The organism is Corallococcus sp. AB045, from assembly GCF_003668895.1.
Taxonomy (GTDB): domain Bacteria; phylum Myxococcota; class Myxococcia; order Myxococcales; family Myxococcaceae; genus Corallococcus; species Corallococcus coralloides.
Map to the genome: position 1 here is coordinate 1 of NZ_RAWN01000044.1, position 26,189 is coordinate 26,189.

Sequence of the window (26,189 nt, forward strand, 5' to 3'; positions counted from 1 at the left end):
GTCCTGGTACCGCCGGATGTACCTGCGCGTGGAGGCCGCCGCGTCCACCCCGCACGCGCTCGCCACGATGATGGCGGTGTCGGTGGTGGATGGTTCCGTCTTCCCCATCCCGCCCTTCGCGGTGCTGGTCCCCATGGTGCTCGCCCAGCCGAAGAAGTGGGTGCGCTACTGCCTGCTGGGCACGCTGGCGAGCCTGGTGGGTGGCCTCATCGGCTACGGGCTGGGGGCGTTCGTGGGCGAGGGCATCACCCAGCTCCTGCACATCGACCTGGACGTGCGCGTGGACCGCTTCGGCGTGTCCGGCACGGTGGGCGAGCTGCTGGGGCGCAACTTCTGGGTGCTGGCGCTGCTGTGCTCCATCCTGCCCACGCCGTTCAAGATCGTCGCCATCGGCAGCGGCCTGGTGTCGGTGCCGCTGGAGCAGTTCCTGGTGGCGTCCGTCATCGGCCGCTCGGTGCGCTTCTTCCTGGTGGGCAGCGTGGTGCGCTTCTTCGGCCCCACCGCCCGCAAGTGGCTGCGCGTCTGACGCGCACCTAACCGCGGCGCGTGCCGCCCACCGCGCCGCGCGCCGCCACCTCCGGGGGGGCGCCCTCCAGCACCTCCTCCACCGTGGACATCAGCACGTCCGGGCGCACGGGCTTCTCCAGCACCCGGTGGGCCACCGTCTCCACGAACGCGCGAGCCTCCGGCGATGACGCTCCGCCGGAGATGAACACCATCCGCGACGCCAGCGCGGGCGCCTCCTGATGGAGCCGCCGGTACACCGCGATGCCGTCCATGCCCGGCATCTGAAGGTCGCACAGCACCACGTCGAAGGACTCGCCCGCGGCCACCCTCGCCAGCGCGTCCTCGCCGCGCGTGACGGTGACGACTTCGTGGGTGGGCTCCAGCAGCAGGCGCATGGACTGCGCCAGCCGGGGCTCGTCGTCCACGATGAGCACCCGCCCGCGCCGTCCGGAGGCCGCCGTCTCCGGCTCCTCCGCGACGTGCGCCACGGCGTGCAGCGGCACCGGGCTGCCCGCGCTCTGCACGGGCGCGGGCGGCAGGAGCAGCGTGAAGGTGGCGCCCTGGCCCGGCACGCTGTGCACGCGCAGGTCGCCCCCGTGCGCGCGGACAATCTGCTGACAGATGGCGAGCCCCAGGCCGGTGCCCTCGTCGCTGTTCTTGGTGGTGAAGAACGGGTCGAAGATGCGCGGCAGCACGTCCGGCGGGATGCCGCCGCCCGTGTCCTCCACCTCCACGCGCGCGTGGCCGGACGCGTCCGTGCCGGTGCGCACGCGCACCTCGTGGCGGCCGGGCTCCCCTTCCGGGATGGCCTGCAGGGCGTTCACCAGCAGGTTGAGCAGCACCTGCCCCAACCGCGCCTCGCTGCCCAGCACGCGCGGCACCGGCGCGAACTCCTCCACCAGCCGCGCGCGCGCGCGCAGGGCGTGCAGCACCACGCGCACCGCGGGCGGCACCAGCGCGTTCAGGTCCACCAGGGCGCGCTCCGGGGCGCCCTCGCGGCTGAACACCTGCAGGTCCCGGACGATGAGGCGGATGCGCTCCGCGCCCTCCTGGGCCCCGCGCACGCTGGAGAGCGCGTCGCGCACGCCTGACGGGGCCTGCGCCCCTTCCGCCGCGAGGCTCCTGCGCGCGGCCTCCAGGTTCAGCGCCAGGTAGGCCAGCGGGTTGTTGATTTCATGGCCCACGCCCGCGGCCAGCGTGCCCACGGCCGCCACGCGCTCGGCGGCCACCAGCCGTGCCTGCAGCTCCTTCGTCGCGGTGACGTCGCGGTGGGTCGCCACGAAGTGCGTCACGGCCTGGCCGTTGGCGCGCACCGGGGACAGCTGTATCTCGCTCCACACCCGCGTGCCGTCCGGCCGCGTCAGCGCCACCTCCGCGCGCAGCGAACGCTCCTCGCGCAGCGCCTCCAGCAGCCGCTGCCGGTCCCCACCGTCGGCGGACGCCAGCAGCTCCCCGGGCGCCGCGCCGACGAGCTCCTCGCGCCGCCGGCCCACCAGCGAGCACAGGGCCTCGTTGACGAAGACGGTGTGAAGGCCGCCCGACTCGCGCACCTCGCAGATGAGCACGCCTTCGTGCACCGCGCGCACGGTGGTGGCCAGGAGCTCCAGCAGCTCCACCGCCTGGCGGCGCTCCGCGCGCGCCGCCGCGAGCAAGAGGCCCGTCAGCGCGGTGATGCCGATGAAGAGCTGCAGCACCACCAGCCCCCGGTGCGGCAGGTCCACCGTGAAGAACGGGCCCAGCTCCCGCGCCGTGCCGGCGATGGCCGCCAGCGCGATGGAGAGCGAGGACAGCGCCGCCCCCCGCAGTCCGAAGCCCAGGGCCCCCCAGGCCATCAGCGGAAAGAGCAGGAACGTCATCGCGTGCGCCGCGGCGGAGCCCGGCCGCGGGAAGGCGAAGACGCCCACGCACACCCCCACCGTCAGCGCAGTGAGCAGCAGCGCCTCCCACGAGCGCGCCATGCGCCGAGGCCTGCGCAGGAGCAGCACCGGCGTCACCAGCAGCATGCCCAGCAGGTCCGCCATCCACCACAGCCAGCCGGCAGGGCCCCACTGCGCGGCGGGCACCACCCCGCCCAGCACGAGCCCCAGCGTGCCCAGCCACGCGACGTCGCGCACGCGGTGCAGCTCCCGCGCGCCCTCCATCCGCCGGAACAGCAGCGCCGGCAGCACCGCCTCCAGCGTGGAGCCCAGCACGACGGACAGCCCCACGCCCGGCGTGACGTCCATGGCGTACGCCACCGCGCCCGCGCCCAGCGCCACCGCGGGCCAGCGAGACACGCCCAGCAGCAGGAGCCCGCCCAGCGCGACGCCCGACGGCAGCCACACGGGACAGATGTGGCTCTTCTCCGCGGCCAGCGACAGCGCCACCCGCGCGGCCAGCAGGTACACCGCCGCCAACGCGAGGACCTCCACGAGGCCCCGGACCGGGAACGCCGCCACACGGGCCTGAGGACGACCTTGGATGATGACTCCCCCCGTCCCTTCCAGGCCGTGACACCAGGGCCGAAGGAACATGCGTCATGCTAGCGGGGACCGCAGTGCGTTGCACCCCATCCGCCAGCAGGCCCGCCCGGCAGGCAGGCGGTGTCCGGCAGGGGATGCAATGGACACACCTGGGGACCGTAGGAAGGGGCAAGGAGGAACGAAATCCATGTCGCGTCCCGGTCTTGCTGCGCTGCTGTCGTTCTTCATCCCCGGCGTGGGGCAGATCTACAACGGTGACATCCTGCGCGGGGTCTTCTGGCTCATCATCACCCCCGGCTTCTGGTTGGGCACGGGCGGCATCCTCGGCTGGGTGTGCCACGTCATCGCCGCGGCCACCGCCTACAACCGCGCCGAGGACAAGGAGCGGATGAGATACGGCATGGGCTAGTCACGCGATTCCGGAGCTCGGGAGCCCGAACGAGCGCGGACATGAAAAAGGGGCCCACCGGCCCCTTGCCCACCGCCGCCCCGGTGCCCTCATGGGCCGGGGCGGTGTCGTTGCATCAGCCTCAGGTGTTGAACGCGTCGGGCAACGGCTGCGGGCCCGGGATGATACCGGCGATGTCGGGATCTTCTTCGCCCGGCCCGCGAGTCGGACGCTGGTCCTTCTCGGTCTTGCGCCCGGCCTTCTTGGCGTCCTTCTCGCGCTGCTTCTGCGCGCGCGCCATCTCCTTCTGCCGCTTCGTGGACCTTCCCTGCATGGAACCTCCTGGAAAACATTGGCCGAAAAAGAGGCCCGGCCCCGTCAAGGCCGGACCTCGTGGATGCGTGAAGAGCAGCCGAGCCGGTAGGCTCAGCCGACCGGGCGGACGTTCTCCGCCTGGAGCCCCTTGGGGCCCTTCTTCACTTCGAACTCCACCTTCTGGCCCTCGGCCAGGGTGCGGAAGCCGTCCGACTGGATGGCCGTGTGGTGGCAGAACACGTCCGGACCACCGCTGTCCTGCGTGATGAAACCAAAGCCCTTCGCATCATTGAACCACTTCACCGTACCACTTGCCATGATCTGCTTCCTTGTCCCACTGGCAACCCTGCGAAATCGCCGGACTGCCCGCCCCCATATTTTGGGGCGAAGACCGCGCCTTAACCCTGAACAGGCATGAAGTCGAGCCGGGAACCACTCCCGGTCTCCCTCACGCCGACGAAGGTAACAACCTCGATCTCGGGGTGAAACGCCTTCTCGGGGCGGTACATTTCCCGCTGGCTGACGCTCCAGGCAACCAGGGGTAACAGGTTTCGGGCCCGGCGGTGTTTTGGAATAGTTTCTACCCCCGAACACTTCCGCCTGGACGTGTCCTATCGTGGAGCCCGCCGTACCGCTCCACCCTGCCGTCCCCTCCCGTGAGGCGTCCCTCCCAGTGACAAACCCGACCCGTGTGACCTTTGGCCAGCGCGATGCCTCCTTCGCGGAAGACCTGAAGCGGCGCGTCTCCGAGTACTTCGAGACCCGGAACCTCTCGCAGCGAGCCAACAAGGCCATGTACGTGAAGGCCCTGTCCATCATGGGCTTCACGGCGGGCGTCTACGGCCTGCTGCTCAGCGGCCACTTCAACGCCTGGGGCATGCTGGGGCTGGCGGTGCTGATGGGCGTGGCCATCGCGGGCATCGGCTTCTGCATCGGCCATGACGGCGTGCACGGCTCCTACAGCGACGACGCGCGGGCGAACACGGTGGTGGGCCTCGCGTTCGACCTGATTGGCGCGAACAGCTACATGTGGCGCATCACCCACAACGTCCTCCACCACACCTACACCAACATCCAGGGCATGGACGAGGACCTGACGGTGAGCCCGCAGCTGCGGCTGTCGCCGCACAGCGAGTGGAAGGCGTACCACCGCTTCCAGCACCTGTACGCGTTCGCGGCCTACTCGCTGACCACCGTCTTCTGGGTGTTCGCCAAGGACTACAAGTACTTCTTCCAGAAGGACCTGGGCCCCTACAAGGACAAGAAGCACGCGCCGGCCGAGTGGGCCCGCCTGCTGTCGATGAAGGCCGTGTACTACGGCTGGACGCTGGTGATTCCGTGGCTGGTGCTGGACGTGACCTGGTGGCAGTTCGTGGTGGGGCAGCTGGCCATGCACATGACGGCGGGCTTCATCCTGGGCATCGTCTTCCAGCTGGCCCACGTGGTGGAGGACGCGGAGTTCCCCGTGCCGGACACGGACGGCAAGGTGGAGGACGCGTGGATGGTGCACCAGCTGCGCACCACCGCGAACTTCGCCCGCAAGAACCGCCTGCTGAGCTGGTACGTGGGCGGCCTCAACTTCCAGGTGGAGCACCACCTGTTCCCCAAGGTGTGCAGCATCCACTACCCGGCCCTGAGCGAAATCGTGAAGGCCACCGCCGAGGAGCACGGCCTGCCCTACATCGAGGCGAAGACCTTCCGCAGCGCCGTGGCGTCGCACTACCGGATGCTCAAGCTGCTGAGCCGTCCGCCCGCGGTGGGCTCCGTCGAGGACGCGGCCAAGCCGAAGCTCGCCGTGGCCGCCTGAGCCACGAAGCCACCTTGCGGTAGCCCAGGGGCCGTTCTCCTTACGCTCACGCGAAGGAGGCGGCCCCTTCCGCTTTTCAGGGGGCCGCGGTCCGCAGCGCGGCCAGCAGCTCACCGGCCGAGGAGACCACCGCGCGAGCCCCGTGCGCGTGCAGCTCCTCCGCCGTGCGGAAGCCCCAGGTGACGCCCACGCCGTACATGCCCGCGGCCTTCGCCGTGTCCATGTCCACGGAGGTGTCCCCCACGAAGCCACACGCGTCCGGCGCCACGCCCAGCTCCACCGCCAGGGCCAGCGCCGCGGTGGGGTCCGGCTTGCGTGGGATGCCCGGCCGCTCGCCGTACACGGCCGTGAAGCGCACCGCCGGCAGGAGCCGCGCCGCCAGCCGCTTCACGAAGTCGTCGGACTTGTTGCTGAGCACGCCCAGCCGCACGCCGTCCGCCGCCAGCTCCGCGAGCGCGGCCTCCACGCCCGGGTACGCATACGTCCGGTCGAACAGGTGGGCGTCGTAGTAGGCGTGGTAGGTGGCCAGCACCTGCCCCTGGAGCGCGGCCGGCGCGCTGGCCGTGGCCCGCTCCGCGAGCTTCGCCACGCCCTCCCCCACGAAGCGCAGGTAGGCGGCCTCCGGGTGCGGCGGCAGGCCGTGCTGCCCGAGCGCGTGGTTCATCGCCGTGGCGATGTCCCCCAGCGAGTCCACCAGCGTCCCATCCAGGTCGAAGAGCACGGCGCGCAGGCGCATGACGGCAAAGAGCCTTTCTTTCAAAAACGCGAACGCCCCGACCCATGCAGGGTCAGGGCGTCTTTTGTAAAGCGCGGATCCCGGAACCGGCCGGGATCCGCCGCGAAGCTAGTGGGTGGCGGCGGCGGTCTTCTCACCGGCCGCGGCGCCACCGGCCTGGATGACGGCGAAGTTGATGTTGTTGTAGCCGGCCGTGGCGCAGCTGAACATCACCCGCTTGATGACCTTGAACTGGACGTCCTTGTTGGCCTGGATGTTCACGTCACCCTTGAAGGTTTCGCCACCGCCGGCCATGGAGTGCAGGTCCTCGAACTGCTTCTTCATGTCCCGCAGCTTCTCTTCCAGCGCGGGGATGTTGAGGTACTCGTCCTTGGTGAGGTCCTCCACCCGGCCCACGATGGTGCCCGACACGCTGACCTGGTCGTTGGACACCATCACCACCGGGTGCATCTCCACTTCCTTCACGTTGACCGCTTCGGGAAGGACGATGTCCTTGGTCATCATCAGCACCTCGCCCGTCGCGGAGAAGTTCGCGATGAGGAAGAGCACGATGATGACGAACATGTCGACGAGCGGGGTGATGAGCAGGTCCGCGTTGCCGTTCTTCTTGCCGTGACCGCCGTGGCCGAAGACCTTGGAGTGCTCCAGCCGCTTGCCGTACCGCTTACCGGGAATCTTGATGCCCATGGCGTTCGGTGACTCCTGTTAGCCCATCGCCGCGGAGACCGACACCTGGGGCAGCCCGGAGCCGATGCACTCGTCGATGATGCGGACCAGGTCTTCGTAGCGGACCATGTCCTCGGTCTGAAGGGTGATGGCGGACTGGTCCGGCAGCTGCGCCTTCAACTCCTTGAAGCGCGCAATCAGCTTGGTCAGGTCCGGCCGGCCCTTGTCATCCCGGGTGAGGGGAATGGGGTCGAAGGCGCTCTGGTCGGCGGTGAGGCGCATCTCCGTGGGCGACACCAGGAGGGTGAGCTGGACCGTCTTGGTCTTCTCCTCCTCCTGCTGCTCGTCCGTGGAGGCCCCGCCGGCCTGCGACACCTGGAGACGGCCAATCTGGGTCCAGACCGCCGTCATGATGAGGAAGCTGATGGTCACTGCCATCAGGTCGATGAAGGGCACCATGTTGATGGCGGTATCGAGCGGCTTCTTGCCACCCTTTCCACCGGTGCCCAGGTCCATTCCGCCGGCCATGGCGACTACCTCCCAACCCTACCGCGCTCTTCGCGCACGAACGACGTTTCAAGAAGACTGCGAAGGCTGGCGCGCCTCCCGGTGCTCTCCATGCCTCGGAGCATCCAGACAGCGCGCCAGTACCGCCGGTTCCACGACCACCGCGATTGGAGGAGGACTACTCCTCGGCGTGGGCGGAGGCCGGGATGTTCAGGTTCTTGAACTTGTCGCGGTTGGCCACGATGAGGTTCAGCACGGAGACGCTGGTCTCGTTGATGTCGTTGATGATGCCCTGGGTGCGGCCCATCAGCACGGAGAAGGCGACGAGCGCCGGGATGGCCGTGAGCAGACCGAAGCCCGTGCAGTTCATGGCTTCAGAGATGCCGTTCGCCAGAATGGTCGCCTTGTCGGCCGGGTTCACGTTCGCCACCGCCTCGAAGCAGGTGATGAGACCGTTCACCGTACCCAGGAGGCCCGCGAGCATCGCCGCGTTGCCGAGCATCGCCAGGTAGCCCGTGCGCGCCTCCAGCTTCGGCGTCTCACGCAGGCTGGCCTCGTCGAGCGCCGCCTGGACCTCTTCCTGGCCCTTCGGCACGTTCATCAGGCCGGCCTTGACGACGTTGGTCAGCGGCGTGTTCTTCTGGCCGGCCACGTAGTTGATGGCCTTGTCCAGGTCGCCCGCGTAGATGTGCTTCTTCAGCCCGCGCAGGAAGCCTTCCTTGTTGATGGAGGCCTTGCCGAACAGGACGATGCTGCGCTCGATGATGATGGAGAGCGCGATCACCAGACAGACCGCGATGGGGTACATGCCGGCCTGACCGGACTCCCAGCGGCGCCCCAGCTCCTGCAGGAAGGTCTCATTGCTTCCGCCGGCATTGGCGAGAACGGACAGATTGGCTACGAACCCCAGGTTCATCACGGAAAGCCTCCAGATGGACGGCGCGGCACGCGCTTGCGAACCACTCCGCACTGCTACCGGCCGGGTGGACATCCACCCAGGTCAGCGGCAGGAATTTTGGATCACGGTGGCGCCGAGTCTAGGAACCGCTCCCAGGCGTGTCAAGGCAGGCACCCTCAGCGTTAGTTACTGAAATCTCACAGGAATTTTGCGTTGGCGCGCGGCTTGCCAAGTCGCTCCACAGGGCACAAGACGGGCCCTTTTCCGTGGCTTGCGCAACAGGCGTGCCAGCGATTTGGGCACCTTCGGGTGACGTGTTAGGCGGGGAAACCATGGCCAGGAAGCGCATTGGTGAGCTGCTCGTGGAACGCGGCGCGATCACCCCCGAGCAGTTGGAGGCGGGGCTCGCGGCGCAGCGGCAGACGCGGCAGCGGTTGGGCGTGACGCTCATCGGGCAGGGCGCCATCACGGAGGCCACGCTGGCCCAGGCGCTCAGCGAGGCGCTGGGGATGCCGCAGGTGGACCTGGCGGCGATCACCCCGGACTGGGCGGCGGTGCACCTGCTGCGCGCACGTTTCTGCGAACAGCACGACCTGTTCCCGTACGCGTTGGAGAACGTGGGCGGCAAGCGCCAGCTGGTGGTGGCGATGGCTGATCCGCTGAACATCACCGCCATCGAGGAGATTGAGTTCACCAGCGGACTGAAGGTCAGCGGCCGGGTGACGGCGCTGTCCGCGGTGCGCGGCGCCATCCTGCGCTACTACCACAAGGTCCCCGTGGCCACGGGCCCCCGCCCCGCTCCGGCGCGTCCGCCTGCAAGGGCCGCTCCGGCGCCCTCGTGGCCGGCCGTGGTGGAGGACGACGAGGAGGTCATCGTCGGCGAGGAGCTGCCCGCGTCGGAGAAGACGCAGCGCACGTCGCTGGCGGACCTCATCCGCGAGCGCGAGGAGCAGGCGAAGCGCAAGCGCGGCGGCGCGGTGGACAAGGCCAAGGCCAAGGCGCCGTCGTCCAGCGGAGGCGGCGTGCTGGACGACCTGGACTACCTCTTCGGCCAGGCGGCGCGCGAGGAGCCGGACCGGCTGGAGGAGCTGGAGCGCCGCTTCTGGGCGCTGATGCGCATCATGGCGCGCAAGGGCCTGCTCACGAACGAGGAGTTCCGGCGCGAGCTGGACGACGAGGGCGGCGAGGGCTGACTCAGTCCACGGCCAGGGGCAGCCGCACCGTAAAGGTGGTGCCCTGCCCCAGCGTGCTCTCCACGGTGAGACGTCCGCCGTGGTTCTCGACGATGCCCTGGCAGATGGACAGGCCCAGGCCGGTGCCGCGCCCTTCCGGCTTGGTGGTGAAGAAGGGCTCGAAGATGCGCGACAGGTTGCGCGACTCGATGCCGGTGCCGGTGTCGCGCACGCGCACCACCGCCTCCGTGCCCTCCTGAAGCGTGGACAGGGACACCTGTCCACCGGGCGGCATGGCGTGGCAGGCGTTGGTGATGAGGTTGACGAACACCTGCACCAGGTTGGCGCGCACGGCGGCCAGGGGCGGCACGTCGCTCGCGTATTCGCGCTGCACGCTGACGCGGGCCTGGGACACGACGTGCTCGCAGAAGCCCACGGCCATGTCCACGACGGCGTTGAGCGACACGCGCTCCGGCCGGTCCTGCGCGGGCCGCGCGTAGCTCACCAGATCGCGGGTGAAGCGCAGGATGCGGTGGCTGCTCTCCAGAATCTTCTTCAGCTTCTCCTGGTCCGCGGGGTTCGCGCCCGGCGTCATCCGCGAGCGCTGCAGGAGCGCGTCCGCGTAGGTGGCCACCGCCGTCATCGGGTTGTTGATTTCATGCACCACGCTGGCCGCGAGCTGCCCGATGGAGGCCAGCTTCTCCGCGTGGATGATGCGCTTCTCCAGCTCCTTCACCACCGTGACGTCCTGGCCAATGGCGATGACGCCCTCGACCTCGCCCGGCTGGGTGAGCATGGAGGAGGTGGCGAAGGACACGCGCACCTCGCCGCCGTCGCGGGTGAGCAGGCGCGTCTCGAAGTTGTTCACGGACTCGCCGCGCATGGCCGCCGCCAGCACGGGCACCAGCCGCAGCTGTTCGCTGTCCGCCACCAGCGAGGACAAGTCCCGCCCCAGCACCTGCTCCTTGGTGAGGCCGGTGAGCGCGCTCAGCGCCTGGTTGAAGACCACCACCTGCTTGTCCCGGTTCACCACCAGGATGAGCGCGTTGGCCTTCTCCAGCAGCTCCTCCAGGTACTTGCGCACGAACGTCAGCTCGTCGATGAGCTTCGCGTTCTTCACCGCGACAGCGACCTGGCTGGCCAGTTGGAGCAGCACGCGCTCGTCGTGCGCGGGGTCCGCGTCCAGGCCCTCCGGGTACTCCATGTTGATGGCGCCGAAGAGCTGGCCGCTCGCGACCAGCGGGGCGCTCACCGCGCGGGTGCTGCCGTGGAAGAGCAGCGGCACCTCTTCGGAGATGGTCACCCGCCCCTGGGGCAGCGCGGTCTGCGTGAGGTTGGTCTTCTCCACCGAGCGCTGAAAGAGCACCAGCGGCTCATGCGCGCCTTCCTTGAGGCGACCTTCCGCGTAGAGCGACGTGAGGCCACCGGTGCGCGCATCCACGATGCGGATGCAGAAGGCGCGGCTGGGGAAGAGCTCCTTCACGCCGCGCGCCACCGCGGCCACCAGCTCCTCTTCGCCGCCGGCCTCCGCCACGCTGCGGCCCAGGTCCAGGAGCACGCCCTCCGTGCGCGCCTGCTCCAGGAGGGCCCGCTCCGCCACCACCAGCCGGCCGCTGATGACCTCCGTGTCCACGCGGGCGCGCACCGCCACGGTGTCCGAGCGGCGCGACAGGGTGAGCACCAGCGAGGTGCCACTCTGGAGCACGAGGTCGATTTCGTGGAACTGCCCGTCCTCCGGGGCCACGGCGTTCGCCAGGGCTTCGGCCACCATGTCCACGCTGATGTCGTGCGTGGCGCAGAAGCGGCGCATGGCCGGGTTCACGGCCGCGATGCGCAGGGACACGTCGCAGACGGCGGCGGGCTCGTCCAGCGCGTCGAAGAAGGCCTGGAAGGCGTCGGGGGCCAGATTTCCGGACGGGCGCACGGCGCGGACCTCACTCTTCATGGGAGCTGGCCTTGTCGAGGTCGAGGATCTGCTGCGCCCCTACGTACGACTTCGTCTCGAAGCGGGTGATCTTCCCGATCTTGCGGACGATCTCCGCCATGCGCTCCGCCTCGCGGTAGATGATGTCCACCGGCCTGTAGGCGAAGTCCTCCTCCTTGAGCTTGCGCTTGAGCAGCTCCGCGTAGCCCATCACGGAGGTGAGGGGCTGGTTGAGCTCGTGGGCCGCGGTGCCGGCGAGCGCGACGATGACGGCGTTCTTCTCGCTCTCCTCCAGCCGCGTCTCCACGTCGTACAGCTTGCGCTCCAGCTGCACCCGGTCGCGGAGGTCCGTGAAGATGCCCACGGAGAAGGACTCGCGGCCACCCTCGTAGACGATGGAGGCCGTCATGTTCACGGGCACGCGCTCCCCGGAGCGGTGCATCAGCTCCTGGCGCGTGAGCGACAGCCGGCCCTTGCCGCCCATGTCCGGGCCGCGCAGCTGGGCCATGATGCGCTGGGCGATGCCGGGCGGGTAGAGCTGGAGCGCGTTGAGCTTCTCCTGGGCCTCCTGCGCGGTGTAGCCGCACATGGCCTCCGCGCCCTTGTTGAAGAGGATGATGCGCCCCTTCAAGTCGGCCGCGATGATGGCGTCCACCGACGAGTCGATGAGCCGCTCCAGGAAGTCCTTCGTGTTGCGCAGCTCGTCCTCCAGCTTGCGCGCGTGCGTCACGTCGCGGAAGGACAGGATGGTGGCCGCGTCCTCGTCACGCAGCGGCGCCGCGGACATGGACAGCGTGAGGCAGCGGCCCGCGGGCGTGCGCACCACCACGTCCACGCCCATGCGCGCCTCGCCGCGCGACGCGGACGTCACCAGCTCCATCAGCACGCCGTCGTCCACCGGCTGGGTGATTTGATTCAGGTGCTTGCCCCGGGCCTCGCCGGCGGTGGTGTCCAGCATCTGCGCGCCCGCGGGGTTGAGCGACAGCACGGCGGCCTCGTCATCGAGGATGGCCACGCCCTCGCTCACGTGGGCGAAGAAGAGCTGGTAGGGCTTGAAGGACGCGGCCTTCTCCTCCGCCGCCAGCCGTGCCGTCTGCACGGACTGGAGCACCGACGCGCTCCGGAGCGCCACCGCCGTCGCGTGGGCCACCGTGGTGAGGAAGTCGATTTCGCGCGAGCTGAAGGCCCGCCTCCGCCCGGCCGCTCGCAACAGCAGCACGCCGCGCACCTGACCGCGGATGGGCAGGGGCAGCGCGGCGATGGCGTGGATGCCTCGCGCGGCCACGGCCCGGCGCTCCAGGTCGCCCAGCAGCGGGTGCGTGGCGGCCTCCTGCATCACGACGGGCTTGCCGGTGCGCACCACCTCGCGGATTTCCGGGTAGCGCGCCAGGTCGATGCGCAGGTCCTTCATGCCCGGGTCGTCGCTGGCGGCGACGATGACGCCCTCGTCCACGCCGCCGCCCACCATCACCAGCGTGGCGCGCGCGATGTCCAGCTGCTCCGCCAGACGCCGCGTCACGCCGTGCAGGAGCGCTTCCACGTCGGAGCTCTCCGCGTAGTCAGCGGTGAGCTCCAGGAGCAGCGCCAGGTCCGTCTGGCTGCGGGCCTGCTCTTCACGCTCGCGGTGGCGCTCCGCGGCGCGCTGCAGGCGCCAGGTGAGTTCGTGCGACAGCCCCTGGTGGGTGACGATGTCCGCGGGGCGCAGCGTGTCCACGGCGGCGAAGCCGCGCGAATCCGGGGACACCACCGCGAGCAGCGTGAGGTGCGGCCCGTTGAGGGACGTGAGCAGCTCCACCACCGCGGGGCCGCAGCCGGGGGCGGTGAGGTCCACCAGCGCCAGGGCCGCGTCGTCCGGGTCGTCCACCACGCGCAGGCCCGCGCGCTCGGCGGCGTCGTTCAGGGGTTCTCGAGCCACCGACCCTGGGGGGACCAGGACGATGCCGAAGGCGGGTTCCGACGGGGCCGACACGGGGCGCAGGACTCCGGAGCGAAGGGCCCCGGAGTCTACACAACCCCCGGGGTCAGGGGCAGCCTGACTCGAAGGCGCCCTGGTCCGGCGCCGCTCCGCAGTAGGGCAGCCCCAGGGACAGGCCCGCCTCGCGCGCGGGGGACTGTGCGGACAACTGGTAGTCGTCCGCGCCCGTGTCCACGAAGCCAGGCGCGCGCTCCTGGGAGCGCTTGTCCAGGCCAGCCTTCGTGCGCCAGTCCGCCAGGCCCATGGTGGCACCCTCCAGGTTGAATACCGCCGCGCCGCTACTCCGGTAGTACAGGTTGCCGTCCACCACCGCGCCGCTCCGGCCCGAGCCGCCGCGCGCGGCGATGCCACAGCCGGCGAAGAGGTTGTTGCGCACGTCCAGGCCCTGGCTCGCGCCGTTGGAGCCCGTGCCGAAGATGAGGCACGCGCCGCTCAGGTTCCACACGGTGTTGTGCTGCACCTTCACGTCCACGGACGCGTCCACGCGGATGCCGGTGCCCTCCTCGCCGTCCGCTTCACCCAGGCCGTCATGGATGAGGTTGCGGCGCAGGATGACGCGCGTGGGGGGCGCGCCCTCGCGGTTGCCGCCAATCTGGATGGCGCGCGCGTTGGCGTAGAAGACGTTGTCCTCCAGCGTGACGTCGGACGGAGACATGTGGACGATGACGCCCTCGCCCGCGGAGGAGGACACGGCGCGGTGGTTGTAGATGGTGTTGCCGCGCAGCGTGACGTGGGTGCACGTCTTGATGTCCGCGCCGTTCTCCCGGTTGTCATGGAGCCGGTTGTCCTCCACGAGCAGGTTGTCGAACGGCGTGCCCGGGTTGGTGGCGCCGCCCTCCGGCCCCAGGCACTGCACGCCGTCGCCGGAGTTGTGGTGGATGTCATTGCCGCGCACGGTGACGTTGCTGGCGGAGGTCTGCACCGCGACGCCGTGGCTGTCCACGTCGCCCTGGTCGAAGTGGGAGATGTCGTTGTCCTCGATGAGGACGTCGTGCGCCTTCTCCGTCACGTAGACGCCCGCGCCCTCCGTGCCGTTCTTCACGATGCTGTCGCGGAGCACGCCGTGGTGCGCGCCCGCGCCGCGCCACATCACCGCGAAGGTGGACTCGCCGCCCACGTCCACCGTGAGCCCCTGGATGTTCCAGTACGCGCCGCTCACGTCCACCAGCGACGTCTCGCCAATGGAGCCGCCCTTGAGGATGGCCGTGGCGCCCGGCGCGGCCCTCAGCGTCAGCGGCTTGTCCGCCGTGCCCTGCCGCTCCTTCAGCTCCACGTGCTCGCGCCACGTGCCGGATTTGAGGAACACCGCCTCACCGGGCTTCACCAGGGACAGGGCTCGCGCCACCGTGCGCAGGGGCAGTTCTTCCGTTCCGGACGCGGAGTCATTGCCGCTGGGGGACACCCAGAGCACGCGCGTGTACTGCGGCTCGGCGGGCGGCGGCGGTTCGGGCTCCTCCGTGGGCGGTGGATCCACCGGATCCGTGGGCGGATCCGTGGGCGTGGTGCCGCCGTCCGTGGCGACGCCTCCGTCCTCGTCAGGGGACGTGCCCGCGTCAGCCGGTGTCTGGGGCCGTCCTGGCGGAGTGACGATGGGTGGACCGGACGTGCCCGGAGGTGTGGCTGTCGCGGGCGCGGGCTCGACCTTGCCGGTACAGCCGACGGTGCCAGCGAGCATCCCGGTGGCGCAGACGATGGTCGTCAGGGTCTGGCGGAAGCGCATGTGGACTCCTCGTGAGGGTTCACGGCGCGGGATGCGCTCGCGGGGTCGGCGGGCAACGGGAACATGCGTGCCGCGCATTCCGCGTCAGCCGTGGACTTCGCCGCCGCCCGGTCGCAGGGCAGCCGGGCAGGAGTGTGAATCCGCGCGGTTGGGCCTGGCGACAGCGGCCCGCGGATGTGCCGGAGGGTGGGCGCCGCGCGCAGGACGGGCATCAAGGCTCCCACCGGGAGGCCCGTGCCCTGGAAACACGTGGGCCGTGTCCTCCCGGCAGGAGGCACACGGCCCGAACTCGACGGTGGATGCGGCTTCAGGGAGCGGTGGAGTCCTGGTCCTTCCGGCCGAGGAGCGCATCCAGTTCCCCGCGCGCCTCCAGGTCGTACAGGTCATCGCAGCCACCGACGTGACGGCCCGCGATGAAGATCTGCGGCACCGTCTGACGACCGCAGCGCCGCATCATCTCCTCGTGCCGCCGCTCATCCGCGGCGACATCCACCTTCTGGAACTCGCAGCCCTTCTCGATAAGCAGGTCCATGGCCTGCCGCGAATAGGGGCAGGTGCGCTTCATGTAGACGACGACCTCGAGCATCACGACCTCCTGCGTCGAAGGGTGGGGACGCATCCGGCGGCCCGCAACCCGGCGCGAGTGCGCTCGCTCCCCTGCCCGGCCCCCTTGAGCAACATCCCCGTGCCTCGCATGGGATGGCATCCCTTCCCTCAAACGGGTGCCCGTTCAGTGTGGAGGTGGACAGGTCGCAGGAAGGGAGCGGCGGGAACGGGCGTGCTAGGTAGGAGTCATGTCTCCCCGACGCCCCGAAATCCTCGCCCCCGCTGGTGACCTGGAGTCGTTGCGTGCCGCCCTCGCCAGTGGCGCGGACGCCGTGTACTTCGGGCTCGATGAAGGCTTCAACGCGCGAGCCCGCGCGGAGAACTTCTCGCTCGAGCGGCTGCCTGAGACGGTGGGGCTCATCCACAGGGCCGGTGCGCGCGCCTACGTGACGCTGAACACGCTGGTGTTCGAGCCGGAGCTGCCGGTGGTGGAGCACCTGCTGCGCGGCGTGGCGAAGGCAGGCGTGGACGCGCTCATCGTGCAGGACCCGGCGGTGGCGCTGCTCGCGCGAGCCATCTGTCCCCAGCTGGAGCTGCACGCGTCCACGCAGATGACGCTGTCCAGCGCGGAAGGGGCGCGGTTCGCCACGGGCCTGGGCTTCACGCGCATGGTGGTGCCGCGCGAGCTGTCGGTGGCGGAGATCCGCCGACTGGCGTCGCAGACGGACATCGAGCTGGAGGTCTTCATCCACGGCGCGCTCTGCATGTCGTGGAGCGGCCAGTGCCTCACGAGCGAAGCATGGGGCGGCCGGTCCGCGAACCGGGGCCAGTGCGCGCAGTCGTGCCGGCTGCCATACGACCTGGTGGTGGACGGCGAGACGCGCGACCTGGGCGAGGTGAAGTACCTGCTCAGCCCCAAGGACCTGGCGGGCGTGCGCGCGGTGCCGGAGCTGGCGGACATCGGCGTGCACAGCCTGAAGATTGAAGGCCGGCTCAAGGGGCCGGCATACGTCTCCAGCACGGTGCAGGGCTACCGCCGCTGGCTGGACGGCGTGCTGGCGGGCAAGCCCGACGGCGCGCGGCTGGCGAAGGACCTGGCGGAGATGTCGCTGTCGTACAGCCGGGGGTTCTCCCACGGGTTCCTGGCGGGCTCCGACCACCAGACGCTGGTGGAGGGGCGCTTCCCGAAGCACCGCGGGCTGTACCTGGGCCGGGTGCATGCGGTGTCCGGCAAGGACGTGCTCGTGGTGCCGGACGACCGGCCATGGACGGGCGCGCTGGGCCTGGGCGACGAGCGGCCCGAGGCCCCTGCGGGCTCGGTGTCCGCGCCGCTCACGGGCGAGCCCGACCCCGCGGATGTGGATCCGCGTCCGGGCATGGGCGTGGTGTTCGACGCGGGCGCGCCGGAGGACAAGCACGAGCCGGGCGGCCCCATCTTCCGCGTGGAGCGCGAGGGCGACGCGTGGGTGCTGGGCTTCGGCCATCCGGGCCCGGACCTGGGCCGCGTGGCGCCGGGGCAGCACGTGTGGCTGAACAGCGATCCGGCGCTCGCGCGGCGCACGGGAGACCTGCTCGCGGAGGGTGAGCCCGAGGGCCGCATCCCGCTGTCACTGGTGGTGTCCGGCGCGGAGGGCACGCCGCTGCGCGTGCGGATGAGCACCGCGCTGTTCACGCGCGAGGCGACGGGCACGACGGTGCTCGCGCCGTCGAGGGGCGCGGGCGTGGACGCGGCGCTGCTGAAGGACAAGCTGGCCGCGCTGGGCGGGACGTCGTTCCATCTGGCGGAGCTGGATGCGTCTGGCCTGGCGCCGGGGCTGCACCTGCCGGTGTCGGAGCTGAAGGCGCTGCGGCGGCAGTTGGTTTCGGAGCTGACGGCGGACGTGGAGCGCGGCCCCTCGCGGACGGTGAACACGGAGGCGGTGGAGGCCGGCGTGCGTCAGGCCTTGCTTGCGAAGGTGGCGTCGCGGCCGGCGGAAGAGGCGCCCCGGTTGCTGCCGCTGTGCCGGAACGACGCGCAGCTGGAGGCGGTCATCGCCGCGGGCCTGCGTGAGGTGGAGCTGGACTGGATGGAGATGGTGGGGCTCCAGAAGGCGGTGGAGCGGGCGCGCGCGGCGGGGCTGCGCGTCACCATCGCCACGGTGCGCGTGCAGAAGCCGGGCGAGGAGGGCTACGACACGCGCCTGGATCGGCTGCGGCCGGACGCGGTGCTGGTGCGCCACTGGGGCGCGATGATGCACTTCCTGGAGCAGCCGGCGGGGGCTTCGCGACCGGTGCTGCACGGGGACTTCTCGCTGAACGTCACGAACTCGCTGACGGCGGCGCACCTGCTGAGCCTGGGACTGGACACGCTGACGGTGTCGCACGACCTGGATTCGGAGCAGCTCTTCGCGCTGCTGGAGCAGGCGCCGGCGCACCGGTTCGCGGTGGCGCTGCACCACCACATCGCGACGTTCCACACGGAGCACTGCGTGTATTCACACACGCTGTCCAACGGGCGCGACTTCAAAGCCTGCGGGCGGCCGTGTGAGAAGCACGCCATCGCGCTGAAGGACCGGCTGGGATTGGAGCACCCGGTCATCGTGGACGTGGGGTGCCGCAACACGGTGTTCAACGCGCAGGCGCAGAGCGCGGCGTCGCTGGTGCCCCGGCTGCTGGAGCGCGGCGTGCGGCGCTTCCGCGTGGAGTTCGTGCGCGAGACTCGCGAGGAGGCCACGCGGGTGCTGGGCGCGTATCAGGAGCTGCTCGCGGGCCGGCTGTCGCCCGCGGAGGCGGTGAAGCGCGCGGCGGTGCACGAGCAGTTCGGCGTGACTCGCGGCACGATGCAGGTGCTCAAGCACCCGGCCGCGAACGCGCGCTGAGACACGGTGTGCGCAGGGCTCCTGCTTCGAGCCCTGCCCCTCTGTTCGTTCAGGCCGCGGCCGCGGACGGGGGATCGGCCTTGGGCGACACGAGGTTCACCGGCTCACCGTCCTCGCCCAGCACCACCGGAGCGATGCCCAGCTTGCGCTCCACCAGCGCGTGCCCCAGGTAGACGAGCGGCGTCAGGCCAATGGCCACCAGCAGCTTCACCGCGTACGAGGTGAAGATGATCCGGAAGATGACCTCCCGAGGCAGCACGCCTGTCCAGGCGACGAACTGCACCACCACCGTGTCGATGAGCTGAGACACCACCGTGGAGCCCGTGGCTCGTAGCCACAGCATCCGGTTGTTCGTCACCCGCTTGAGCAGGTTGAACACCGAGATGTCCAGGAACTGGGCCACCAGGTACGCCACCATCGACGCCGCCAGGATGCGCTGCGAGCCGCCGAAGACGTTGTTGAACGACGCCGCCACCGTCCCGCTGTAGTCCTTCGCCTCCGTCATCGGCGCCCACGGAATCAGGCCCGCCAGCGCGACAATCACGAACGTGAAGATGGCCATCACGAAGCCCACCCACGTCACGAACCGCGCGACCCTCTTGCCGTAGAACTCGTTGAGGATGTCCGTCAGCAGGAACGTCACCGGGAACGGCAACATCCCCACCGACATCACCGCCACCACCGGGCCCAGGTGCACCTCGAACAGCTTCACCCCGATGATGTCGCCCACCACCAGCGAGGTGATGAACAGCCCCGCGAGCACCACGCCCGTCAGGAACCCCCGCCTGTGTTCCGCCCACGAGCGCGGGAGCGCATCCCACGCTCGCCGGACGAAGCCCTTCTTCATGGGACACGAGCGAAGGAGCGCCAGCACCTCGGGGGCCCCGGGCCGGAGCGTCAACGCGGCGTTGAGACACCGTGCAGCCTGGGCGCCCTGCCCCGCGGCGAGCAGCGCACGTCCTTCGCCCAACAGCCGCTGGAACCGCTCCTCGCGCCAGCGGGCCACTGAGGACTCCGGTGCCTGGAAGAAGGCACGTGACGCTTCGGCGGGAGCCCCGACCCACGACCGCAGCACCGCCTCCAGCTCCTGCGCCAGCGCCCCACCCCCCACGGGCCTGTCACGCGCATCCCGGGCAAGACACCGCGCGACCAGCGCCGACAGGGGCGCGGGCGTGCCCGGCGCGGCCTCCACCAATGGCGGCGCATCGCGGGTCATCACCGAGACCGCCAGCCGGGCACTGCCCTCCCCTGCATGTGGCGTCGAACCGGTGCACAGCTCGAACAACACCACACCCACCGCGTAGACGTCCGACGCCGGGGACCACGCCCCGGTATCGATACGCTCCGGCGCCATGTACGCCAGCGAGCCGATGACGGCGCCAGTGCTCGTCAGCCGGGCCTGGTCCGCCAGCGCGGCGATGCCGAAATCCGCGAGCTTCAGCGGCCCCCCACGCGCCACGAGCACGTTCTCCGGCTTCACGTCCCGGTGCACCACACCGCGCGCATGCGCCGCGTCCAGCGCCCGGGCCAGCTCCCAGCCCAGCAGCGCGACGGCCTCCGGCGGCACGGGAGCCAGGCGCCGCGCCAGTTCGCGCAGGTTCTCACCTTGCACCCATTCACAGACGAGGAACGGGCCGCGCACGGCGTCCTCGCCAAAGTCATGCACCGCCAGGACATTGGGGTGCTGGAGCGAGGCCACCACCTCCGCCTCCTGGCGGAAGCGCTCGGTGAAGCGGGCGTCCAGGCCCGGGTGCAGCACCTTCACGGCCACGCGGCGGGACAGCCGGAGGTCGAGGGCGAGGAAGACCGTCGCCATCCCGCCCCGCCCCAACTCCTGCTCCAACTGGTAGCGGCCGGCCAGCAGTTCGCCCGTCATCGCGCGCGCAGTCTAGGAAGCGGGATCCGCGCGATCAAACCCCGGGGCGCCCTCACTGCTGGCACACGCGGAGGGTGGAGCCGGGGAGCTGCACGCACGTGCCTGCCTGTCCCCCGGGACACTCCGCATCCGACCGGCAGGGTTGGTGACAAGTCTTCCCACGTCCCAGGTCCGCGCAGAAGCCGCAGCGGGCGCAGTCCATGGAGCTCTCGCAGAAGTCGCCCAGGTGCTCGGGGGACAGGCCCTCGCAGGTCTCGACACACAGGGACTCCGGAGCCGGTGAGCATTGGTAGCCCGTGGGGCAGCCCGGGTCGCAATCGCGTGTACAGCGTCCCTTCACGCAGTACGCGAACGTCGAACAGGCCAGGGGCTCGGAGCAGGGCTCTGTGAGGCGGGGGCCCGCTTCGCATTCCCTGTGGACGTCGGAGCAGCGCTGGTCCTCGGGACACTCCCGGTCCGCGGCGCAGGAGCGCACGCAGACGTCTCCCAGACAGCCGGCGTCCAACTCCTCACGCACCTGGATGTCGAGCGGACACCCCGGGCCCACGAGCAGGACCAGCAGCAGGAACGAGAGCGGGAAGCGCATGGGCTCAGGACTACTTCAAGAGTGGGATGTACGCACGCGGTGGCGCTCGCCACGGCCGCTACTCCTCCTCCGTCTGAAGCCAGAACCATTCTTCATTGGAACGAAGCGCTCCGCCCAAGAACTCTGAAAAGGAGCCCGCGATCTGGCGGTTGTAGGCAGGGTCTGGAAACGCTTCGCGGTAGCCATCCCGGATGGAGTACCGGCCCTCCGCCTGCTGGCTCACGTCGACGAAGATGTAATTGGTGTCCCGCACCTCGCAGACCGCGTACCAGGACGCGGGACCCGCCCTGTCTGTGTCCTCCTTGAGGAGGACGACGCGAGCGCGGCGGATCTTCGCCAGCGGGTAGAAGAAGAACGCGGGGTCGGCTCGGTCGAACAATTTCGCGCCATCGCAATGCAGGTAGAAGGCACGAAGGTCCGGGTCCAGGCGCCACCCGACGCTCTGCTCGAAGGCCTCAATCTCCGACGGAGTCGCGGGTGGGTTCGGGAAGTGGAGCCGTGAAACCTCTTCCAGAAGCGCCGACATGGCTTCGGAGCTACTCGCCATAGGGGTGATCCACTCCTACACGCGTCCACGGAGGCTGGTTCGCGTAGCATTGGTTGTAGGGGCCCAGCAGATCCTCGTGAAGGTCCTGGGGAAACGGCAGCAGGTTGTCCCATTCGGTGGGGTTGCCGCCATGTTGAAGGTCGCGGATGTGATGGCCCTGGTAGGGCTTTCCGTCGGCTTCCGTCGGCCAGTTACCGAACCGCCGGGACCATTCCTCACGGAACCCCTTGCGTGCCTTGTTCCAGCGATTGCGAGCAGCTTCATTCTGGCGAGGCGTCAGTGCTCCGTAGTTGCAGCAACAATGCGCCATCCCAAACCGGCTGCCGGCCTGAATCAGCGTGCCCTGAAAATCCATCTTCACGTCCGCCAGCCACATGCATCCCTGGAGGACGTGGCCGCTTCCCGCGCATTTCTCCTGGCAATAGGTCATGAGCTGGGAGCTGCACTGCCATGGCCCATAGTAGATGACGGTGCGGAATTGCCCGCCTCCTGGCACGTTCATGAGCGGCCCACGCCACATCCGAACCGCACCAGCACTGGGTACCACCGGCGCTTCGGCACAACTCACGGCCACGACGACAAGAGATGCGAGCAATCGCCCAAATAGGTCACGCATACGCAAGTGGGCCTCTCACTCCTCTTCCCCCAGGTATCGGAACACGGAGCGCACGCCGATGCCCAGCGCCCGGGCCGCCTCCTTCTTGCTTCCCCCGCTGCGAGCAATGGCCTCGCGCACGTAGCGCAGCACGAACGCATCACGTGCCTCGTCCAGGGGCACCAGCGGCGCCGTGTCCGCGGCCAGGTCCAGGTCCTCGACGCCGATGAGCTCCCCAGACGCCAGGATGGCCGCGCGCCGCACGCGAGACACGAGCTCGCGGACGTTGCCGGGGAAGGGATGACCGCGCAGGGCCTCCGCCGCCTTCTGCGTGAGGCCCCGCGCACGCGCGCCCTGCTGCTTCAGGACATGGTGCGCGATGAGCAGCACGTCCTCGCCGCGCTCCCGCAGCGCGGGCACCTCCAGGCGCACCTCGTCCAGGCGGAAGAGGAGGTCCTCACGGAAGGCCCCTCGGGCGACGAGCGCCTTCAACGGCTGGTGCGTGGCGGCCACGACGCGCATGTCGACCTTGCGGGGACGGTGCTCGCCCAGCCGCGTCACCTCGTGTTCCTGGACGACACGCAGCAGGCGCGACTGGAGCGACAACGGCATGTCTCCAATCTCATCCAGGAACAGCGTGCCCCCATCCGCCGCCTCCACCAGCCCCGCGCGGTCGGAGGTCGCGCCGGAGAACGCCCCGCGAACGTGGCCGAACAACTCACGCTCGATGAGGGACTCCGGAAGCGCCGCGCAGTTGATGGCCACCAGCCGTCCGCGCCGGCCGCTCCGCCGGTGAAGCGCCCGGGCCACCTCCTCCTTCCCCGTGCCTGTCTCGCCCTGGATGAGCACGTGCAGGGACGTGGGCCCCAGGCGTTCCACCTGCCGGTAGAGGTTCCGCATGACCGGGGACTCACCGATGAGCCCTTCGAACGTGGCCGCGGCGATGCGCTGCGTGAGGCTGTCCACCTGGGCGCGCAGCTCCGTCAGCTCCCGCGACGTGGCCAGCAGCAGCGCCGCGAGCGACGACAACGCCATGGCCTCCTCCAGCTCGCGGGTCGAGAACGGAGGGCTGCCCAGGCGCCGTCCCAGGTACACCGCGCACAGGGGCGCGGAGCCCGCGCGAAGTGGCAGCACGAGGGCGGACGTCAACCGCAACGCCAGGACACTGGGAGCCCCCGCCAGCGCCGCCTCCGCCGCGACGTCCGGCACCAGCACCGGAGCCCCCGAGCCCACGACCTGATCCACGAGGCTGTCCACCACCGCCGAAGCCGGCACGGAGCCGGTGGCCGCCAGCACCTGCCGCCGGTCCCCCTCCACCGACACGAGGAACCCCACGTCCGCGGAGGTGACGTCCGAGATGCCCCGCAGCGCCGCCTCCAGCAGCTCCGACGAAGGGCGCTGCACGAGCAGCCGCGAAGCGAAGTCCGTCAGCACGCCCAGCAGGCGGGACGGCGGCGAGGAAGGCTCCACGCGAACCGGCGCCTCCGAAACCGTCAGCGTGAGCGAAGCCCTGCCCACGCTGAAGGACTCTCCCGGCTCCAGCGGCGCCAGCTCCACCCGCTTGCCACGAACCCGGACGTCACAGTCCGCGCTGGCGGCGGACACCGTCCACCCGCGCGCGTCACGGAACACCAGGGCGTGGCTGCCCTTCACTCCGGGCGCGGAGAGGACGACGTCGCACGCGGGCTCGGAGCCCACGGACACCACCGGCTTCTCCAGCGAGATGGAGCGGCCGTCCGGGAGGGTCAGGAAGAAGCGCATCCGCTCCCATCCTACTGTCCCCCCGCGGGCGGCGGCTCCTCCCATCCCCCACCCAGCGACAGGAACAGGGCGATCTGATCGGACACCAACTGGCTCTGCGCGGAGGCCAGCGAAGCCTCGGCGTTGGCCCGGGTGCGCTCCGCGTCGAGCACGCCCAGGAAGCTCTCCCTCCCTCCCCGGTAGAGCGCGTCGGCTTCGCGCGCGGCCTCGGCGCTGAAGTCCCGGGCGGCCGTGAGCGCGGCGACGCGCTCCAGCTCCTGCGTGTACTGCGTCAGGTTGCTCTCCGTCTCCAGCAGCGCGTTGAGCACCACCCCGTCGAACTGCGCGAGCGCCCCTTGCGCGGCCGCATCCGCCTGCGCGATGCGAGCCCTGGCGACGCGGGTGTTCGGAAACGTCCAGGACAGCAGCGGCCCCAGGCTCCAGCTCAGCGTGCTCTCCTGTCCGAAGGAACTCATCAGGCCTCCGGACCCCGCGGACAGCCCGAAGTTCACCGTGGGATAGAGGTCCGCCGTCTCCACGCCGATGCGCGCGGTCGCCGACGCCAGCGCCCGCTCCGCCTGCCGGACATCCGGACGCCTGCGCAGCAGCGCGGCGCCATCCCCCACCGGGATGGGTGAAGCCAGCCGTGGCGGCGTCTCACACGCCTCCACGTCCGGAGGAAACGCCGCGGGCGGCCTGCCGCTGAGCACCGCCAGCCGCAGCAGCGCGATGCGCCGCAGCACCACCAGCGGAGGGATGTTCGCGCGAAGCACCTCCACCTGCGCTCGCGCCCGGCTCAGGTCCAGCGCCGTCCCCCGCCCCGCCTCCACCAGCCGCCGCGTCCGCGAAAGGCTCTCCTCCTGCAAGGCCAACACATGACGCGCCACCAACACCTCGTTGCCCACCGAGCAGACGCTCGCGTACGCCCGGGTCGTCTCCGCGGCCACCGTGATGTGCGTCAGGTCCAGCGCGGCCTGGACCGCCTCCGTGTCCGCGCGCGCCGCCTCGATGCCCCGGCGGATCCGCCCGAACAGGTCCAACTGATACGACACGTTGAAGCCCAGGCCATAGGTCACTGACGGCCGGACCGGCGGCGTCCTGCCCACGCCCACCGACGCGTCCACTCCAAAGGTCGGCAGCAGCGCGCCCCCGACCTCCGCCAGCACCGCTTGCGACCGCGCGAGGTTCGCCTCCGCCACCCGCAGGTCCACGTTCGACTTCAGCGCCTGCTGCACCAACCCCTCCAGCACCGGATCCTCGTACAGCCGCCACCACTCGCCCGGGACGGGCTCCGCCGAGTAGTGCGGATCCTCCGCACCCAGGAAGGCCCCGGTGGCTTCGGGCGAATGGACGACCGCGGACGGCGGTGGCCCCCGGTAATCAGGCCCCACGGTCGTGCAGGCGGACACCAGCAGCGCCAGGCCCACCCACCCGCGCAGCCCCCGCGTGCTCATGGACGGACGTCCCCGGTGCGCGCGGCCGAAGCCCCGTCCCCCTCTTCGTGCACCGTCACCGTCGCGGTGCGTCCGGACACGAGCCGGACTCCCTCGGGCACCGCGTCCAGCGCGATGCGCACGGGCACCCGCTGGGCCAGGCGCACCCAGCTGAACGTGGGGTTCACGTTGGGCAGGAGGCTGGGGCCCGCCCCGCGCTCGCGGTCCTCGATGCCCGCGGCGATCCCCTCCACGTGTCCACGCAAGAGGGCCGGCTCGCCCATGAGCCGGATGGTGACTGGCGCGCCAACGCGGATGCGCGGCAGCTTCGTCTCCTCGAAGTAGCCCTCCACGCGGAAGGAGTCGCTGTCCACCAGCGCCACCATCTGCCGCCCGGCGGTGGCGTAGTCCCCCTCCTCCACCTCCAGGTTGGTGATGATGCCGTTCACCGGCGCGCGCACCGTGGAGCGGTCCAGGTTCAGCGCTGCGATGTCCCGGTTGGCCAGCGCCTGCTGGAGCGCCCCTTCCGCCTGCTCCGCGCGGGACAGCCCCTGCTCGCGGGCCTCCTCGGACACCAGGTTGCCCAGCCCCCGGTTGCGCTCGGACTCACGCTGCGCCTGCGCCCGCGCCGCCTGCCGGCTCGTCACCACCGCCTCCGCCTGCCTCAGCGCGAGCTCGAAGCGGGCGCGGTCGATGACAAAGAGCACCTGCCCCCGGGTCACCCGCTGGTTGTCCTGCACGTCCACCGACGTGACGACTCCCGACACGTCCGGCGCCAACTGCACCACGTCCGCCAGCACGCGGCCGTCGCGCGTCCACGGCTCGACCTCGTAGTGCCGCCACATCCACCAGCCCGCGAGCAGGGCCAGCGCGACGACGGCCACCGTCACGCCAATCCGGATGAGCTGCGGGCGCGTGGGTTTCATGGCGT

Annotated in this window: 23 protein-coding genes; 5 read left to right on the forward strand and 18 right to left on the reverse strand. The window is 70.3% G+C overall.

What is annotated here, in order from left to right:
* Positions 1–526, forward strand: a 526-nt coding sequence (locus D7Y21_RS13160) for a YqaA family protein (RefSeq protein WP_147469266.1), incomplete at its 5' end; no start/stop codon positions are given.
* Positions 527–533: 7 nt separating this feature from the next.
* Here D7Y21_RS13160 and D7Y21_RS13165 read toward each other — a convergent pair.
* The gene (locus D7Y21_RS13165) at positions 534–2,945 is read right to left on the reverse strand and encodes an ATP-binding protein (protein WP_370038541.1); all 2,412 of its coding nucleotides are present in this window, start codon (positions 2,943–2,945) and stop codon (positions 534–536) included.
* Between the two features lie 211 nt (positions 2,946–3,156).
* Between D7Y21_RS13165 and D7Y21_RS13170 the strand changes: the two genes are divergently transcribed.
* Positions 3,157–3,378 carry a hypothetical protein gene (locus D7Y21_RS13170; protein WP_120560975.1) on the forward strand — a complete coding sequence of 74 codons (222 nt, stop codon included), beginning with the start codon at positions 3,157–3,159 and terminating at the stop codon, positions 3,376–3,378.
* 121 nt (positions 3,379–3,499) lie between these two features.
* Here the strand turns inward: D7Y21_RS13170 and D7Y21_RS13175 are convergent, their stop codons facing one another.
* Both D7Y21_RS13175 and D7Y21_RS13180 read right to left on the reverse strand, forming a co-directional pair.
* Complete coding sequence (locus D7Y21_RS13175; RefSeq protein WP_120560974.1) at positions 3,500–3,691, reverse strand: hypothetical protein; 192 nt, start codon at positions 3,689–3,691, stop codon at positions 3,500–3,502.
* A 92-nt stretch (positions 3,692–3,783) separates the two neighbouring features.
* Complete coding sequence (locus D7Y21_RS13180; RefSeq protein WP_120547587.1) at positions 3,784–3,990, reverse strand: cold-shock protein; 207 nt, start codon at positions 3,988–3,990, stop codon at positions 3,784–3,786.
* Between the two features lie 355 nt (positions 3,991–4,345).
* On the opposite strand from D7Y21_RS13180, the gene D7Y21_RS13185 reads away from it, so the two are divergent.
* Positions 4,346–5,479 carry an acyl-CoA desaturase gene (locus D7Y21_RS13185; RefSeq protein ID WP_120560973.1) on the forward strand — a complete coding sequence of 378 codons (1,134 nt, stop codon included), beginning with the start codon at positions 4,346–4,348 and terminating at the stop codon, positions 5,477–5,479.
* 76 nt (positions 5,480–5,555) lie between these two features.
* Here the strand turns inward: D7Y21_RS13185 and D7Y21_RS13190 are convergent, their stop codons facing one another.
* From D7Y21_RS13190 to D7Y21_RS13205, 4 genes are all read right to left on the reverse strand, one after another.
* Positions 5,556–6,215 carry an HAD family hydrolase gene (locus tag D7Y21_RS13190; protein ID WP_121713503.1) on the reverse strand — a complete coding sequence of 220 codons (660 nt, stop codon included), beginning with the start codon at positions 6,213–6,215 and terminating at the stop codon, positions 5,556–5,558.
* 108 nt (positions 6,216–6,323) lie between these two features.
* The gene (locus D7Y21_RS13195; protein ID WP_120560971.1) at positions 6,324–6,902 is read right to left on the reverse strand and encodes a biopolymer transporter ExbD; all 579 of its coding nucleotides are present in this window, start codon (positions 6,900–6,902) and stop codon (positions 6,324–6,326) included.
* Positions 6,903–6,920: 18 nt separating this feature from the next.
* A complete protein-coding gene (locus D7Y21_RS13200) occupies positions 6,921–7,409 on the reverse strand; it encodes a biopolymer transporter ExbD (RefSeq protein ID WP_120560970.1) in 489 nt (162 codons plus the stop codon).
* 157 nt (positions 7,410–7,566) lie between these two features.
* Positions 7,567–8,304, reverse strand: a complete 738-nt coding sequence (locus tag D7Y21_RS13205; protein ID WP_120560969.1) for a MotA/TolQ/ExbB proton channel family protein — start codon at positions 8,302–8,304, stop codon at positions 7,567–7,569.
* 314 nt (positions 8,305–8,618) lie between these two features.
* Between D7Y21_RS13205 and D7Y21_RS13210 the strand changes: the two genes are divergently transcribed.
* Positions 8,619–9,479 carry a general secretion pathway protein GspE gene (locus D7Y21_RS13210; RefSeq protein WP_121713505.1) on the forward strand — a complete coding sequence of 287 codons (861 nt, stop codon included), beginning with the start codon at positions 8,619–8,621 and terminating at the stop codon, positions 9,477–9,479.
* Position 9,480: 1 nt separating this feature from the next.
* On the opposite strand, the gene D7Y21_RS13215 is transcribed toward D7Y21_RS13210, so the two are convergent.
* From D7Y21_RS13215 to grxC, 4 genes are all read right to left on the reverse strand, one after another.
* Positions 9,481–11,403 (reverse strand): GAF domain-containing sensor histidine kinase, encoded by a 1,923-nt coding sequence (locus tag D7Y21_RS13215; RefSeq protein WP_120560967.1) that lies wholly within the window; start codon positions 11,401–11,403, stop codon positions 9,481–9,483.
* Positions 11,393–13,297: a PAS domain S-box protein gene (locus D7Y21_RS13220; protein ID WP_120561691.1), complete on the reverse strand. Its 1,905-nt coding sequence runs from the start codon at positions 13,295–13,297 to the stop codon at positions 11,393–11,395. The genes D7Y21_RS13215 and D7Y21_RS13220 overlap by 11 nt, the downstream gene beginning before the upstream one ends.
* A gap of 106 nt (positions 13,298–13,403) precedes the next feature.
* Complete coding sequence (locus tag D7Y21_RS13225; RefSeq protein WP_121713507.1) at positions 13,404–15,077, reverse strand: nitrous oxide reductase family maturation protein NosD; 1,674 nt, start codon at positions 15,075–15,077, stop codon at positions 13,404–13,406.
* A 307-nt stretch (positions 15,078–15,384) separates the two neighbouring features.
* Positions 15,385–15,663, reverse strand: a complete 279-nt coding sequence (gene grxC, locus D7Y21_RS13230) for a glutaredoxin 3 (RefSeq protein WP_120560965.1) — start codon at positions 15,661–15,663, stop codon at positions 15,385–15,387.
* Between the two features lie 208 nt (positions 15,664–15,871).
* Between grxC and D7Y21_RS13235 the strand changes: the two genes are divergently transcribed.
* Positions 15,872–18,481 (forward strand): U32 family peptidase, encoded by a 2,610-nt coding sequence (locus D7Y21_RS13235; RefSeq protein ID WP_121713509.1) that lies wholly within the window; start codon positions 15,872–15,874, stop codon positions 18,479–18,481.
* Between the two features lie 49 nt (positions 18,482–18,530).
* On the opposite strand, the gene D7Y21_RS42660 is transcribed toward D7Y21_RS13235, so the two are convergent.
* The 7 genes from D7Y21_RS42660 to D7Y21_RS13275 form a co-directional block, all read right to left on the reverse strand.
* Entirely contained in the window at positions 18,531–20,357 is a 1,827-nt protein-coding gene (locus D7Y21_RS42660; RefSeq protein WP_233612082.1) for a queuosine precursor transporter, read from the reverse strand.
* A 52-nt stretch (positions 20,358–20,409) separates the two neighbouring features.
* Positions 20,410–20,943, reverse strand: coding sequence for a latent transforming growth factor beta-binding protein (locus D7Y21_RS13250; protein WP_121713510.1), 534 nt, complete (start codon positions 20,941–20,943; stop codon positions 20,410–20,412).
* Positions 20,944–21,001: 58 nt separating this feature from the next.
* A complete protein-coding gene (locus D7Y21_RS13255) occupies positions 21,002–21,469 on the reverse strand; it encodes an SMI1/KNR4 family protein (RefSeq protein WP_121713513.1) in 468 nt (155 codons plus the stop codon).
* A gap of 10 nt (positions 21,470–21,479) precedes the next feature.
* On the reverse strand, positions 21,480–21,992 hold the full coding sequence (locus D7Y21_RS13260; protein WP_233612083.1) for a hypothetical protein: 513 nt from the start codon (positions 21,990–21,992) through the stop codon (positions 21,480–21,482).
* Positions 21,993–22,121: 129 nt separating this feature from the next.
* Positions 22,122–23,846, reverse strand: coding sequence for a sigma 54-interacting transcriptional regulator (locus D7Y21_RS13265; protein WP_121713515.1), 1,725 nt, complete (start codon positions 23,844–23,846; stop codon positions 22,122–22,124).
* 11 nt (positions 23,847–23,857) lie between these two features.
* Complete coding sequence (locus D7Y21_RS13270) at positions 23,858–25,279, reverse strand: TolC family protein (RefSeq protein WP_121713517.1); 1,422 nt, start codon at positions 25,277–25,279, stop codon at positions 23,858–23,860.
* Entirely contained in the window at positions 25,276–26,184 is a 909-nt protein-coding gene (locus D7Y21_RS13275) for an HlyD family secretion protein (RefSeq protein ID WP_120562763.1), read from the reverse strand. Before D7Y21_RS13275 ends, D7Y21_RS13270 begins: the two co-directional genes overlap by 4 nt.
* Positions 26,185–26,189 lie beyond the last annotated feature (5 nt).